Genomic DNA, 13,451 nt, shown 5'->3' with positions numbered 1-13,451 from the left:
CGGCGCCGCGAGCGACGTGCGTCCGGCCGTGCAGGAAGGTGTTGGGGGCGAGCGTCGTGTCCGGTTCGAGGATGACGTCGGCGTCGATCCAGGTGGTCTGCGGGTCGACGACGGTGGTGCCGGCGCGCATCGCCGCCTCGACAATCCGGTCCCGCAGCACCCGTCCGGCGGCGGCGAGCTGGACGCGGTCGTTCACCCCACCGGCCTCGCCGGGATCGTCCACGACCCGCGCGGCCACCGGCCGCCCGGCGGCGACCAGCAGCCCGACGACGTCGGTGAGGTACTCCTCACCTTGAGCATTGTCCCTGGTCAGCCCTGCGAGTGCGGTCTGGAGTGGGCCCGCGGCGAACGCGTACACGCCGGTGTTGATCTCTCGGATCGTCGCGGTGGCGGCGTCGGCGTCGCGATGCTCGACGATGGCCCGGACCGCGCCGTCGCCGTCGCGCACCACCCGGCCGTAACCGGTGGCGTCGTCGACAACGGCCGACAGGACCGTTGCCGCGGCCGCCCGGGCATGGTGCTGGGCCACCAGGGCAGTGAGCGTCGCGCCGGTCAACAGCGGGGTGTCGCCGGGCAGCACGACCACCGTGCCGCTGGGCGCCAGCTCGCCGAACGCCGCCAAGGCCACCCGGACGGCATGGCCCGTGCCGTGCTGGCGGTCCTGGACGACCGGGACGACCTCGGGAGCCTGCTCCGCCAGCATCGCCGCGACCTGTTCGCGGCCGTGGCCCACGACGACCGCGGTCCGCGCCGCCGCGAGGGCTCCGGCCGCGCTTAGCACGTGGTGGAGAAGGGAGCGCCCGGCGATGTGGTGCAGCACCTTCGGTGTCGTCGAGCGCATGCGCTTGCCCTCGCCCGCTGCCAGGATGATGACGGCCGCCGGACGTGATGATGTCACGCGATCTCCCGAGTCTTCGGACCTGGACAGCGGTGGGGCGACGGCGCCCACACTACCCGTCGACCGGAAGGCGCCGGCAGATGCCACGGCCATCCCGGGAACACGCCGGCCCCGGATTGGGAAATGATGTGTGCCTGTCTGCCGCCGTGGTGATGGTGTGGCGGTGCTTCCGGAATATTCTTTTCGATGGTATTACTGATGGTGTCCGGTAGCTCCGTGCCTGGTAATGCTCCGGGCCCGGTAATGCTCCGCCGCCACGACTCGAACGTGGACTAAGAGAACCAAAATCTCCTGTGCTGCCGATTACACTACGGCGGACCGCGAGAAAACATGCCAACTCTACCATCGTGGGGTGGCTCGGATGGTAAAAGCCGGGCCGCCGCCGGCTACCCTGCCCGCCGGCCGGCGCGGGCGGGCGTCCCGGACCGGGTTTGGTTGGCCGCCGTTCATCTCTTCGTCGCCAGACTGCCACTGGCTGTCATCTAATAACATCAAATTTTATTAGATGTCGCTATTCGTCATCGGCTTGTCATCGACCTGCCGGTGACCGTGGTGCGCGGCGGTGCCGATCGATCCGGGTCGGGTCGGCGACCGATGGTTTGTTTGCGTGGCGGACGTAGAGGCGGGGGGACGTTGTCATGTCGGCGGGCTACCGTGGCGGATGGAGCGCCGGCACAGTGGGCCAGCCGCGACGGACGGAACGAGGCGATGACCGCTACCGACACGGTGACACCGAGCGACAATCGGGCACCGCGGGACGACCGCGAACCCACCACGGGCCCGGTTCCCCGCCGGGCTGATCCCGCGAACAGCCGCGGCAACGCCTCGCGGCCCCGTTCGATGACGAAGGCCCGCGTCGAGCAGGTCGTGATGGTGGTGACGATCGTGGTGCCGCTGGTCTCCCTGGCGGTCGCGATCCCGGCGATGTGGGGGCGGTGGATCTCCTGGCGGGACGTCGTCCTCGCCGTGGTGTTCTACGGCATCACCGGCCATGGCGTGACGATCGGCTTCCACCGTTACTTCACCCACCGCGGCTTCCGGACGTCCAGGCCGGTGCGGATCGCGCTGGCGGTCGCCGGCAACATGGCGATCGAGGGCCCGGTTATCCGGTGGGTGGCCGACCACCGGCGTCATCACGCCTTCAGCGACACCGAGGGCGACCCGCACTCGCCATGGCGTTACGGTCCGGGGACGTGGTCGCTGATCAAGGGTCTCTGGCACGCCCACGTGGGTTGGCTGTTCGATGTCGAGCAGACCGACCAGCGTCGGTTCGCCCCGGACCTGCTCGACGATCCCGACATCATGAAGGTCAGCCGCTCGTTCGCGCTGTGCGCGTTCGCCAGCCTCGTGCTGCCCGCCATGATCGGCGGCCTGTGGGGGGGTTCATTCGCCGCGGCGCTGGAGGCGTTCTTCTGGGCCGGGCTGGTCCGTATCGCGCTGCTGCACCACGTCACGTGGTCGGTGAACAGCATCTGCCACGTCCTCGGCTCGCGTCCTTACCGGTCGCGGGACCGGTCGACCAACGTGTGGCCGCTGGCCCTGCTGTCGATGGGCGAGTCCTGGCATAACCTGCATCACGCCGAGCCGACCTCGGCCCGGCACGGGGTGCGGCCCTGGCAGATCGACACCAGCTTCTACCTGATCAAGCTGATGGAGACCGTCCACCTGGTGCGGGACGTCCGCTGGCCGGACCCGGTGCGTCTCGCGGCGAAACGCGCTACCGCCTGACCGGGCGGCGGGTGGCGGCGGCTTGTCAGCCACCCTCGATCTCGGCGGCGAGGGTGAGCCAGGCCTCCTCGGTGCTGTCCTTGTCCGCGACGACGGCGCGCAGCTCGGCGTCCAGCGTCAGCAGACGCCCATGATCCGTCGCGGCCTCGGCCAGCTCGTGATGCAGCTCCTGCTCGCGTCGGCTCAGCCGGTCCAGGGCGCGCTCGAGCCGGGTCAGCTCCTTGCGGGCGGCGCGCAGCTCGCTCCCGGACAGGGCGGGCGGCCCACCTGTCCGCCCAGCTTCGGCGACGGTGGTGCCCTGTCCGCCGGTGGCCTGCCCGCCCGCTCCGCCGCCGGAGGCCGACGAACCCCGGGATGACGGTGCCCGGGCCGCGGCCTCCTCCCGGGCGGCCGCGCGCCGGGCGAGGTACTCCTCGATGCCGCCGGGCAGCATGCGCAGGTGGCCGTCGCCGAGCAGCGCCAGCGTCACGTCGCAGGTGCGTTCGAGGAAATAGCGGTCGTGGCTGACCACGATCAGGCTGCCCGGCCACGAGTCGAGGAGGTCCTCGAGCGCGGTGAGGGTGTCGGTGTCGAGGTCGTTGGTCGGCTCGTCGAGGAGCAGCACGTTCGGTCTGGCCATCAGCAGGCGCAGCAGCTGCAGCCGGCGGCGTTCGCCGCCGGAGAGCTCCCCGACCCGCGTCCACTGCCGCGACGACGGGAGGCCGAACTGCTCGAGTAACTGGCCGGCGGTCCGTTCCTGGCCTTTCTCGACCTCCAGGACCCGCCCGACCTGTTCGACGGCCTCCAGTGCCCGCAGCGGCGCCGGTAGTTCGGCGATTTCCTGGGACAGCAGGGCCGGTCGCACGCTGGCCCCCACCCGGACCCGGCCGGCGTCCGGCGTCACCGCACCCAGCAGCACGCGCAGCAGGGTGGTCTTGCCGGCTCCGTTGACACCGACCAGCCCGATCCGGTCCCCCGGTCCGACCAGCCAGGTGACGTCGTCGAACAACGTCCGGTCCCCGATCCGGACCGTGACATGCTCGGCGTCGTAGACGTCTTTGCCCAGCCGGGATGCCGCGAAGCTGCGCAGCGCCATGGTGTCCCGGGGCGGCGGCTCGTCGGCGATCAGCGCATTGGCCGCGTCGATGCGGAAGCGCGGCTTACTGGTCCGGGCGGGCGGGCCGCGGCGTAGCCAGGCGAGTTCCTTACGCAGCAGGTTCTGGCGCCTGGCCTCGGTGGCGTCGGCCCGCCGGGTGCGTTCGGCCCGTGCGAGCACGTACGCGGAATAGCCGCCCTCGTACGCGTCGACGCGCCCGTCCACGACTTCCCAGACCCGTCCGCACACCTCGTCGAGGAACCAGCGGTCGTGGGTCGCGACGAGCAGTCCACCGCGGAAGCCGGCGAGATGCCGGGCGAGCCAGGCGACCCCCTCGACGTCCAGGTGGTTCGTCGGTTCGTCCAGGATCAGCAGGTCGGTGTCCTGGACGAGGAGCTGGGCCAGCGCCACCCGGCGGCGTTCCCCGCCCGACATCGGCCCGACCGGGTCGTCGAGCCGTTCGAGCAGCCCGAGCCCGGCGAGTATGCCCCGCTGCCGGGGATCCGCCGCCCACTCGTGCTCGGCGACGGTGCCCACGACAATCTCGCGCACGGTGCGCTCGGCGGGGAGCACGTCGGCCTGCGCCAGGGTGGCGACCCGGGTGGAACCGGCGGGCACGACCCGGCCGGCGTCCGGGGCCACCTCGCCGGCGATGATCCGCAGCAGGGTGGACTTCCCGGCCCCGTTGCGCCCGACGACCCCGATCCGTTCCCCGGCGCCGATCCCCAGGCTCACCCGGTCGAGCAGCGTCCGGGTGCCGAACGCGGCGTCGACGTTCTCGAGGCTGACCAGGACGGCGCTCACGGCGCTTCGCCTGCCCCCTCCACCATCCTGGCGCCGCTCGCCGGCCCGGAGGCCCGGCGTACCGCGCGGGCGACCCCCATCCCGGCGAGGCTTGCCGCGAGCGCGATGCTCTCCTGCGCTCCGGCCGCGAGGAAGGCGCAGGTCGGACCGGAGCCGCTCACGATCGCCCCGACGGCTCCCAGCTCCCGGCCCGCCTCCAGGACGCGGCGCAGGGACGGCCGAAGCCGCAGCGCCGCCGGCTGCAGGTCGTTGACCAGGGCGGCCCCGAGCTGACCGGGGTCGCCGGTGCGCAGCGCGGCGAGCACGTCGTCGGCGGGGGTCGGGCCGGTCCGCAGTTTGCCCTCGGTCAGCCGGTCGAACTCCTTGTAGACCGCGGGGGTGGACAGGCCGCCGTCGGCGAGCGCGAACACCCAGTAGTACTCGCCCGTCGCCAGGACGTCGGTGAGCTGCTCGCCGCGCCCGGTGCCGAGTGCGGTGCCGCCGGCCAGGGGGAACGGGACGTCGCTGCCGAGCTGGGCGGCGAGCCGGGTCAGGGTCGCCCGGTCCAGTCCGGTCTGCCACAGCGCGTCGCAGGCGACGAGCGCCGCCGCCGCGTCGGCGCTGCCCCCGGCCATCCCCGCGGCGACGGGGATGCCCTTCGCCAGGGTGAGATGAACACGTTCCGAGGTGATGCCCGCGGCCTCGGCAACCAGGTGAGCGGCCCGGACGGCGATGTTGTCCCGGCCAGTGGGGACGAGGGAGACCTCCGGCGTGGGCGTCGCCGGACCCAGCGACGCCGGGTCGGCGCCCTCCCCGGACACCTCGACGGTCACGACTACGTCCCCGCCGGACCGGCCGTCCCCGCCGCCGTCGCCGGTGGTCGATAGCCCCGAGCCGTGGAACTGCGGGGGATCGACCGACGTCGCCGAGACGTCGTCGAACAGCGAGACGGCCTGCAGCACTGTGATGACGTCGTGGTAGCCGTCCGGTCGGAGCGGTCCGACGCCGAGATGCAGGTTGACCTTGGCCGGGGCTCGCACGGTGACGGTAGCGGGGCCGGCTCCGGCGCTTCGGCGCGGACCCGGGTGGGATCGAGGCAGCGGATGCTCCTTCGCTCGGACGCACGCGCCCGCTGGGCGGCGTGGCGTTCGGTGGCGGCCGGCACCCAAACCTATCCGCCCGCGCCGGGAGCGGATGAGCGTCCGCCCGCGAAGGATCGCGAGGGGCGCAGCGAATCGGCCCCCGGCGACGCGGCGGGGACGATGCGCGCTTCCGTTCAGTAATCGTAGCTGTGCCGACGGGAACGGGTTGTTGTCCGACCGGAGAATTCGGGTATCCCTGATCGTGAACGACCGCACCGGAGAGCGCCCGGACGGATCGTCCCTCGACGTCCCGCTCCTGGTCGGACCTGACCCCTTCCACCGCTTTGGGCGCTCCGACGATGCCGGCCAGGAAGGAGCACCATGACCACCACAACCAGCGCGGCCGGGCCCGAGGCGAAGACCTCGGACGCAGGTGGTGCGCGTCGCACCACCGTGCCGGAGCGCAAGACGTCCACCGAGCTGGTGACCGGCCGGGGCCGGACGTCGATCGCGGACGCCGTCGTCCGCAAGATCGCCGGTGTCGCGGCACGCGAGGTCTCCGGGGTACACAGCCTGGGCTCGGGTGGGGCCCGCGCGATGGGTTCGTTCCGGGCCCGCATCCCCGGCGCTTCGGCCAGCGTCTCCCAGGGAGTCGCGGTGGAGGTCGGGGAACGGCAGGCCGCGATCGACCTCGACGTCGTCTGCGACTACGGGGTCTCCATCGTGGATCTGTCCCACTCGATCCGGCACAACGTCGTCACCTCCGTGGAGGGAATGACGGGCCTGGAGGTCACCGAGGTGAATATCGCGATCGACGACGTCTACATCGGCGAGGAGGAATCGGAAGAGTCGCGGCGGGTCGAATGAGTACGAACCCGACGGCGGCCGGGCCGGTGAGCGGGTTCGCCTGGGATCCGGATGCGGTGGCCCGGACCGTGCTGTCCTGTCCCGGTGTCGTCCGGCTCATCGGCGCGCCGGTCCGGCACGAGGATCGTCACCGCGTTCCGGACGGCGGGGCGGGTGCCGCGGCCGAGGTCGCGACCTACCTTCCGGGCCGCCGGGTGGAGGGGGTACGGGTACGGCCGGACGGGATCCTGGTGCAGATCGTGTGCCGGTACGGGGAACGGCTCGGTGAGCTCGCCGCCCGGGTGCGCGCCGCGGTGCTGGCGGCCGAACCCGGCTGTCCCCGGGTCGACGTCGTCATCCGTGATCTGGCGATTCCGGATCCGGACCTGTCGTGTCCGGAGGGGCCGGACGCGGCGGTGGTCGGTCCGGAGACGCTCCGTTCGGGGGTGCCGGATGCGGGGGCGGCGGAGATGGGGGCGTCGTGACCTCCGATCGGCGGCAGGAGTCATCCCGACGCCAGCTCGACGCCGCCCGACGCAGGGCCGAGATCCGCGCGTTCATCCGCACGCACCACCCGGATCGGGGAGGTGATCCACAGGTGTTCGCCGCCGGCCTGCGGGCCCTGCGATCCGCGCCGGACGGGCCGGCTGGGCCGGACGCGCCGGGTGTTCCGGGCGTCCGCCTCACCACCCATCACCGGCCCACCGCCGCGGGCATCCTGTTCGCCTGGGTTCGCGGTCGCGGGCGCCGGTGTCCCGACTCCGCGCGCCGGTGGTGGTCGTACCGCTGGGCGCGGTTCGGCCCCGGCCGTGGTCCTCGGGTGCGCTGAGGCGACACCGGGTCCGCGGGACCGTACCCCGGGCCCGGTTCCATGTGACGATCATGCGGGACGCCCCTCGATCTGCCGGTCCAGAGGGGCGGACCGGGTACCGCGGCCGCTGGATGGGCCGGGCTGGATGGGCCGGGAAAGGGGAAGAGCCACATGCGATCGAGCGCGCTTGGCCTGATCATCGGTCTGATCGCCGGACTCGCCCTCGCCTTCGGGGGCTTCGGCGAGTTTCTGATCGTGCTGGTCTTCGGTGCGATAGGGCTGGTTATCGGCAAGGTGGTGGATGGTGATCTCGATATCACCCGTTACGTGGGCGGTGACCGGCGTCGGGGGGGGCGGTGAACGAGAGGGAGCGTGTGCGACCGGGCCGTCCCGCGGGTAGGCGGTCGGGGGCCGGTTCCCTGCGGGTGGCGGACCGGGTTGTCGAGAAGATCGCGGCCATGGCGGCGGCGGACGTTGTCGGCGTTACCGGACCGCCACGCAGATTCCCGCGCCGTGGCGGCGCGCGGCGTCGTGGGCGTGCCGGGAGGCCACGGGTCTCGGCGAAGATGGAGGGAGCCACCGCCCGGCTGACGATGTCGTTCTCCGTGCGTTACCCGATCCCGGTCACGGAGACGGCCGAGCTGGTCCGTTGTGAGGTGCGGGACCGGGTCGCAGCGCTCACGGGTGTGCGCGTGGCACACCTGGACATCGAGATCCCGTCGCTGTCCTCCGATGGGTAGCGGCCATCTTCTGTCCCGCCGGTTCGCGTTCAGCGCACGGGTAACAGACCACGGGTAATAGGCAAGGCTGGGCTCGGTGAGGGGAGGGCGCCGTGTGGGTGGGGCGTAGGATCGTTGCCGGACTGCTCGCCGCGCTGATCGCGGCCGCCGGGGTCATCACCGTCATCGAGATCGTGGCTGCGGCCGGCGGTGGCAGGGGCTACGTCGTGGTCGACTGGCCGGCGTGGGCGGACGGCCTGGCGGGCACGGCCTGGTCCTCCGGGGCGGTCCGGCTGGCCGCGGGGATCTGCGTTCTGGTCGGCCTGCTGCTGATCTGGCTCGGAGCGCGGCGCGGAACGCCGTCCCGACTCGCCGTGCGGCGCAGCTGCGCGCAGACCATTGTCTTCGTCGAGCGGCGAGGGCTTGCGCGGGCGCTGAGCTCCGCCGCCCTGACCGTCGACGGGGTGCGGGCCGCCCGGGTTCGGGTCCGTGACCGGACCGCCGACGTCCGCCTGCGTCTTCGGCCGCGTGCCGCCGGTGGCGCGCGGGAGCGCGCGGGTGCCGTCCTGGCCTCCTTGCTTGCCTCCTTCGAACTGGCTGAGCCGCTCGAGCTGCGCATCCAGGCGACCCCACCGGCCGCGGACCGGACCGTCAACGGGGCGGGACGGACCGGTGGCGGTGCGGCATGACCGAGACACGGGCAGCGGGAGGGCAGACCGCCGAGGGCCGCTCGGCGGGTGGCGGGGTACCCACGGAGCCCGGCGGTGGGCCGGCCGGGCTGTCCGAGCCGCCGCCCGACCGCCTCAACCGGGTCGCCCTGGTCGGAGTCGGGTTGCTCTGCCTCGCGGCCGGTGTTCTCGCGTTGCTGGTGGGGGCCGGTGCGTTCGGAGACGACGTCGCCGACGAGGCGGTGCTCGATGCCGACACCCGTTCCTACCCGACCTCCCACACCTGGTTCTGGCTCGCCGTGGGGATCGGTTCCGGGCTGGTCGTCCTGCTCGCCCTCGGGTGGCTTCGGGCGCAGACGGCGCTGGCGGCGCGGCGTCGTGGACTCTACGTGACGGATGATGCGCTCGGCGGTGTCCATCTGTCCGCCGCGGCACTGACCGACGCCGTCGAGGACGACGTGTTCGGGATCGCGGGCATCGAGGCGGTGCGGGCGGTGCTGCGCGGCCGGCGGGAACCCGTGCTGGAGATCGCGGTCACCGTTGTCCCGGGGCCGGGGGTCGCCGGCGTGCTCGACGACATCCGTGGCCCGGTGCTCCATCGAGCCCGGACCGCGGTCGGTCGTCCGCGGCTACCCGCCAAGGTGGAGGTCCGCCCCGCTGCCACCATCCGGCCGCAGGTGCGCTGAGGTGCGGCCCGGCGTGACCGGGCAGGGTGACCAAGGCCGCGACGCACCAAGGGTCTTGACAGAACGGGGTCGTTTCCCCCTTGCCGTGGCGCGTCCGGTACTGTGAAGGACCGCGCCGCGGTGGTTCCACCGCCCTCCGGCGCCGGATCCCCAGTTTAGGAAAGGATGAGCGCCGCCATGTCCGAGGTCCGCATCGCCGCGGAGCCGCGCACCGAGTTCGGTAAGGGCGGGGCTCGTCGCACCCGTCGGGCCGGCAAGGTCCCGGCCGTTCTCTATGGTCACGGTAAGCCGCCGCGTCACATTGCGCTGCCCGCACACGACCTACTCCACGCCTTCAAGACCGACGCCGGCACGAACGTCCTGTTGACGCTCGAACTGGCCGAGGGGACCGAACTCGCGCTCGCGAAGGACGTCCAGCGCCACCCGATCAAGGGCAGCTTCGAGCACATCGACCTCGTGCTCGTAGCCCGGGGCGAGAAGGTCGTGGCCGATATCCCCGTGCAGGTGATCGGGGAACCACACCCGGACACCCTGGTCGACCAGCAGGTCACCACGATTGCGGTGAAGGCCGACGCCACCCGGCTGCCCGGCCCGATCGAGGTCGACATCACCGGGCTCGAGCCGGGTACGAGCATTTTCGCCCGCCAGCTGGCGCTGCCGGCCGGCTCCGAGCTCGACGCCGACCCCGACCTGGTCGTCGTGCAGTGCCTGGCCAAGCGGACGAACGCTCAGCAGGAGGCCTCGCTCGGCGAGACTCCGGTGGCGGAGGAGGCCGGCGTCGCGAGCGCGTCCGTCTAAGCGGATCCGCTCCATCGCCGATGTTGTCTGCCGATGGTAACCATCCCGGCCGACGATGGGCCCTGGCTCGTCGTCGGCCTCGGCAATCCCGGACCGACCTATGCCGGCAATCGGCACAACGCCGGCTTCATGGTCGTGGACCTGCTCGCCGAGCGGACCGGGTCGCGGCTGAAGTCGCACCGTTCCCGGGCCGATGTCGCCGAGACCCGCCTGGCCGGGGCGCGGGCGGTCCTCGCCCGCCCGCTCTCCTTCATGAATCTCTCCGGCCGTCCTGTCGCGGCGGCCCGGAGCTTCTACAAGGCCGAGGTCTCCCGGCTCATCGTGGTGCACGATGAGCTTGACATCCCCTTCGGGGCTGTACGGCTCAAACGCGGCGGTGGGGACAACGGCCACAACGGTCTGCGGTCCATCTCCTCGGCGCTTGGGACACGAGACTACCTGCGGGTCCGGGTCGGCATCGGCCGTCCGCCCGGCCGGATGGATCCGGCCGACTTCGTGCTGCGGGACTTCACCCCGACCGAACGCCGTGAGCTGCCCCTCCTGCTCGAACACGCGGCCGACTCGGTCGAGATGCTCATCGCCGACGGTCTGGAGCCCGCGCAGAACCGCTATCACGCGTTGCTCTGAACCGCTCGACGGACACCGCGTGTTTCTGCCGGTCCGGTGGGCACTCCGGGTGCTTGGGTACTTCAAGTGTTGGTGTGGATGCGAAAGGTCAACGGCATGGCCGGTTGCCGGGAAACCGGGGGGCGGAGGCTTCGTGCACTGGCATGAGGGGGAGAGAAAGGGCGGGCGAGCGCGGAGGAGTGCCGGATGCTGGCGTTGACGGCGGGCCCGCCGGCCGATGGTCGGGCGTACAGCGTCGTGGCCCTCGGGGCACACGCGGACGACGTGGAGATCGGCGCCGCTGCCACGATCATGCAGTTGCTGGCCGCCCATCCGGAGGCCGCCGTGCACTGGGTGGTCTTCTCGAGCGAGGGCGAGCGCGGCTCGGAGGCGGAGGAGAGCGCGCGTGAACTGCTCGGCTCCTCGCTCGGTTCGCTGCACCTGCACGAGGTCCGGGACGGTTTCCTCCCGCGGGAGTGGAGCGGGGTCAAGGAGGTCCTGCTGCAGATCGCCCGCCAGGTCACCCCGGACATCGTGTTCGCCCCGGCGCTCGCGGATGCTCACCAGGATCACCGGGTGCTCGGCGAGCTGGCGTGGCAGGCCTTTCGCGGGGCGCTCATCCTCGGCTACGAGATCCCGAAATGGGAGGCCGACCGGCTGTCCCCCAGCCTGTACGTCCCAATCCCCGAGGGGACGGTCGGGGCAAAACTCGACCATCTCAAACGTCATTTCCGCAGCCAGCAGGACCGCGCCTGGTTCGACGACGAGACCTTCCGCGCAACCCTGCGGCTGCGCGGCGTCGAGTGCGGGACGCGCTACGCGGAGGCGTTCGACGCCCGCAAGGTGATGCTCACCTTCTGATATGCCTCCCGCCCACCGGTCTCCCGCCTACCACCCTCCTCCGTCGGCCCGGTGAGGCCCGGCGGGAAGGACTCAGGCTGGCGTCAGATGTTCCTGGATGCGACCGATGAGTGCCGCGTGGTCGAGTTCCTGTAGCACGTAGGCCCGGCCGGCTGTTCCGATCTCGGCCGCCTTCCAGGGCTGTTCCAGCAGGCTGCAGGCGGCGTCGGCGAAGGCCCCCGCGTCCTCGGCGACGAGGAGGTGGGTACCGGGCGTCCAGCCGAGGCCGCGGCTGCCGGTGGGTGTACTCACGACTGGCGTTCCCGTCGCCATTGCCTCGATCGCCTTGATGTTCACGCCGGATCCCGAACGCATCGGGTTCACCGACAGGGTGGCCGTGGCGAGGTAACCGGCAACGCTTGGCACGTCGGTGTGCAGCTCCACGCCCTCGAAGCCACCGAGCCATGCCGCCAGGCCCTCCTCCGGACGCCGCCCCACCACCTGGAAGGTCGCGTCGGGATGGCGGACCCGGATCGTCGGCCAGCAGCCGCCGAGGAACCAGCGCAGGGCTTCGATGTTGGTCGGGGTATCCAGCGAGCCAACAAAGATCAGCTTCTTGCCGGCGCCGTCCCGAGGCGCCGGCTTCCGGCCCGGCGGGACCGGCCCGGCCGGGCCGGTGCCGGTCGGCTCGGTGCCGGTCGGCTCGGTGCCCGTCGGCTCGGTGCCCGTCGATGCGGTGAGGGCACTGACAGGCAGGAACGGCGGCAGGTGGAACGTCGGGATGCTCGCCCGCGTACGCCGCCAGTTGTGGTCTTCCAGCGAGATGTCCGCGATGCAGGTGATGAGCGGAGAGTGGTGCATCGAAAGCTCCGCCAGCCGCAGTTTGTGATACTCCAGCTCGTAGGCGACGGTGCGCGGCCCCGAGCTGTTGCGGGCCAGCACCCGGAAGAACTCCGAGTCGACGTTGTGCGCGCGCACCAGATGTGGCAGCTTCCAGATCCGGGCGACCTCCTCGCCGAGATGCGACGTCCGGCAGCTGTAACTGATCACGGCGTCGGCTCGTGGCGGCGTCGACTCCAGCGCGCGGCGCAACGGGCTGACCGGCCGGGAGGCGTGCATGAATGGCCGGGCCGTCAGGTGTGCCCGTGGGCTGTCGTCACGAGGCAGCCGGATGACGGCCGAACCCGGCACGGCCTCCTCGTACGCGGCGATATCCAGGTTCTCCCGGGAAGGCACCAGGACCTGCATCCGAACGCCGGCCGCGGAGGCCGCGGTGAGGAAGCTGAAGGTCTCCACCCGTCCGCCCGCGTCCGCTGGGAGAAACGGTTCCTCGACAACGACGATCCAGCGCGTGGAGTCGCTCACCGGACAACTGTAACGACCGTGGGGTCGGGTAACGACTGCGGGCTCGGTACTCGTGCGGGGTGTCGCGGACAGTTGCAGGTAGATGACAAGAGTGTCGTGAGGTGAAGGTGGGGTCGAGGTGCGCGCAGGTCCGCCGGGGGGTCCATCCGATTCCGCGGGACGACTTTGGCGCGGTGCGGGTGCCACGGCTGCGCGGCGTCATGGCGTGTCATGGAGTCAATGGCGCCGTACCGCAAAGGACGGAGCCGTTGGTTGTGGCTGACCGGCGGAACGCTACGGTAACCGCCATGACAGGTGTCCGGACCATCGGTCGAGGTGCCGCCGTCGCGGCGCTGGGAGCCACAACCGTTTACGGTCACGTTTTGTATCCGATCTATATCGGATTGCGCAGCCGTGGCCTGGAGTCGACGGCACCGCCGGACCCTGAGATCTGGCCGGGATTGAGCGTGGTCGTCTCCGCCTATCGCGAGTCGGCGGTGATCGGGGCGAAACTGGATGAACTCACCGGCACGGACTATCCCGGGCCGATGGAGATCATCGTCGTGG

General features: G+C 71.5%; 15 protein-coding genes, 1 tRNA gene and 1 pseudogene. 12 read left to right on the top strand and 5 right to left on the bottom strand.

The window, feature by feature from the left end; genetic code table 11:
* Together AC08OV_RS04405 and AC08OV_RS04400 are read right to left on the bottom strand one after the other, a co-directional pair.
* Window positions 1–898, bottom strand: an 898-nt coding sequence (locus AC08OV_RS04405) for a sugar phosphate nucleotidyltransferase (RefSeq protein ID WP_476619333.1), incomplete at its 3' end; no start/stop codon positions are given.
* Window positions 899–1,144: 246 nt separating this feature from the next.
* Window positions 1,145–1,216, bottom strand: a tRNA-Gln gene (locus AC08OV_RS04400).
* A 390-nt stretch (window positions 1,217–1,606) separates the two neighbouring features.
* Here AC08OV_RS04400 and AC08OV_RS04395 point away from each other — a divergent pair.
* Window positions 1,607–2,626: an acyl-CoA desaturase gene (locus tag AC08OV_RS04395; RefSeq protein WP_476614390.1), complete on the top strand. Its 1,020-nt coding sequence runs from the start codon at window positions 1,607–1,609 to the stop codon at window positions 2,624–2,626.
* Window positions 2,627–2,651: 25 nt separating this feature from the next.
* On the opposite strand, the gene AC08OV_RS04390 is transcribed toward AC08OV_RS04395, so the two are convergent.
* Together AC08OV_RS04390 and AC08OV_RS04385 are read right to left on the bottom strand one after the other, a co-directional pair.
* Window positions 2,652–4,505, bottom strand: a complete 1,854-nt coding sequence (locus AC08OV_RS04390) for an ABC-F family ATP-binding cassette domain-containing protein (protein ID WP_476614391.1) — start codon at window positions 4,503–4,505, stop codon at window positions 2,652–2,654.
* Complete coding sequence (locus tag AC08OV_RS04385; RefSeq protein WP_476614392.1) at window positions 4,502–5,524, bottom strand: 4-(cytidine 5'-diphospho)-2-C-methyl-D-erythritol kinase; 1,023 nt, start codon at window positions 5,522–5,524, stop codon at window positions 4,502–4,504. Before AC08OV_RS04385 ends, AC08OV_RS04390 begins: the two co-directional genes overlap by 4 nt.
* Before the next feature lie 423 nt (window positions 5,525–5,947).
* Here AC08OV_RS04385 and AC08OV_RS04380 point away from each other — a divergent pair, with 423 nt between their 5' ends.
* The 10 genes from AC08OV_RS04380 (at window position 5,948) to AC08OV_RS04335 (ending at window position 11,561) form a co-directional block, all read left to right on the top strand.
* Window positions 5,948–6,433, top strand: coding sequence for an Asp23/Gls24 family envelope stress response protein (locus AC08OV_RS04380; protein ID WP_462186369.1), 486 nt, complete (start codon window positions 5,948–5,950; stop codon window positions 6,431–6,433).
* Complete coding sequence (locus tag AC08OV_RS04375; protein WP_476614393.1) at window positions 6,430–6,897, top strand: hypothetical protein; 468 nt, start codon at window positions 6,430–6,432, stop codon at window positions 6,895–6,897. The genes AC08OV_RS04380 and AC08OV_RS04375 overlap by 4 nt, the downstream gene beginning before the upstream one ends.
* A complete protein-coding gene (locus tag AC08OV_RS04370; protein ID WP_476614394.1) occupies window positions 6,894–7,241 on the top strand; it encodes a GTP-binding protein in 348 nt (115 codons plus the stop codon). Before AC08OV_RS04375 ends, AC08OV_RS04370 begins: the two co-directional genes overlap by 4 nt.
* A 153-nt stretch (window positions 7,242–7,394) precedes the next feature.
* Window positions 7,395–7,583, top strand: coding sequence for a DUF2273 domain-containing protein (locus tag AC08OV_RS04365; protein WP_476614395.1), 189 nt, complete (start codon window positions 7,395–7,397; stop codon window positions 7,581–7,583).
* Window positions 7,580–7,963 carry an Asp23/Gls24 family envelope stress response protein gene (locus tag AC08OV_RS04360; RefSeq protein ID WP_462186372.1) on the top strand — a complete coding sequence of 128 codons (384 nt, stop codon included), beginning with the start codon at window positions 7,580–7,582 and terminating at the stop codon, window positions 7,961–7,963. Before AC08OV_RS04365 ends, AC08OV_RS04360 begins: the two co-directional genes overlap by 4 nt.
* Window positions 7,964–8,055: 92 nt before the next feature.
* Window positions 8,056–8,631, top strand: coding sequence for a DUF6286 domain-containing protein (locus AC08OV_RS04355; protein ID WP_476619332.1), 576 nt, complete (start codon window positions 8,056–8,058; stop codon window positions 8,629–8,631).
* A complete protein-coding gene (locus tag AC08OV_RS04350; RefSeq protein ID WP_476616066.1) occupies window positions 8,628–9,296 on the top strand; it encodes an Asp23/Gls24 family envelope stress response protein in 669 nt (222 codons plus the stop codon). Before AC08OV_RS04355 ends, AC08OV_RS04350 begins: the two co-directional genes overlap by 4 nt.
* Window positions 9,297–9,473: 177 nt before the next feature.
* Window positions 9,474–10,094, top strand: a complete 621-nt coding sequence (locus AC08OV_RS04345; RefSeq protein WP_476616067.1) for a 50S ribosomal protein L25/general stress protein Ctc — start codon at window positions 9,474–9,476, stop codon at window positions 10,092–10,094.
* 33 nt (window positions 10,095–10,127) lie between these two features.
* Complete coding sequence (pth, locus tag AC08OV_RS04340) at window positions 10,128–10,721, top strand: aminoacyl-tRNA hydrolase (protein ID WP_476616068.1); 594 nt, start codon at window positions 10,128–10,130, stop codon at window positions 10,719–10,721.
* 186 nt (window positions 10,722–10,907) lie between these two features.
* Window positions 10,908–11,561 (top strand): PIG-L deacetylase family protein, encoded by a 654-nt coding sequence (locus tag AC08OV_RS04335; RefSeq protein WP_476616069.1) that lies wholly within the window; start codon window positions 10,908–10,910, stop codon window positions 11,559–11,561.
* A 72-nt stretch (window positions 11,562–11,633) separates the two neighbouring features.
* Here AC08OV_RS04335 and AC08OV_RS04330 read toward each other — a convergent pair whose 3' ends face one another.
* The gene (locus AC08OV_RS04330) at window positions 11,634–12,905 is read right to left on the bottom strand and encodes a glycosyltransferase (protein WP_476614356.1); all 1,272 of its coding nucleotides are present in this window, start codon (window positions 12,903–12,905) and stop codon (window positions 11,634–11,636) included.
* 287 nt (window positions 12,906–13,192) lie between these two features.
* Between AC08OV_RS04330 and AC08OV_RS04325 the strand changes: the two are divergent.
* Window positions 13,193–13,451: pseudogene (locus AC08OV_RS04325) on the top strand (glycosyltransferase family 2 protein); the annotation flags it as partial.

This window comes from Frankia sp. CeTa3Moorea (genome assembly GCF_978021225.1).
The sequence above is the reverse complement of the archived record's forward strand: the minus strand, read 5'-3'. Positions and strand labels throughout refer to the sequence as shown.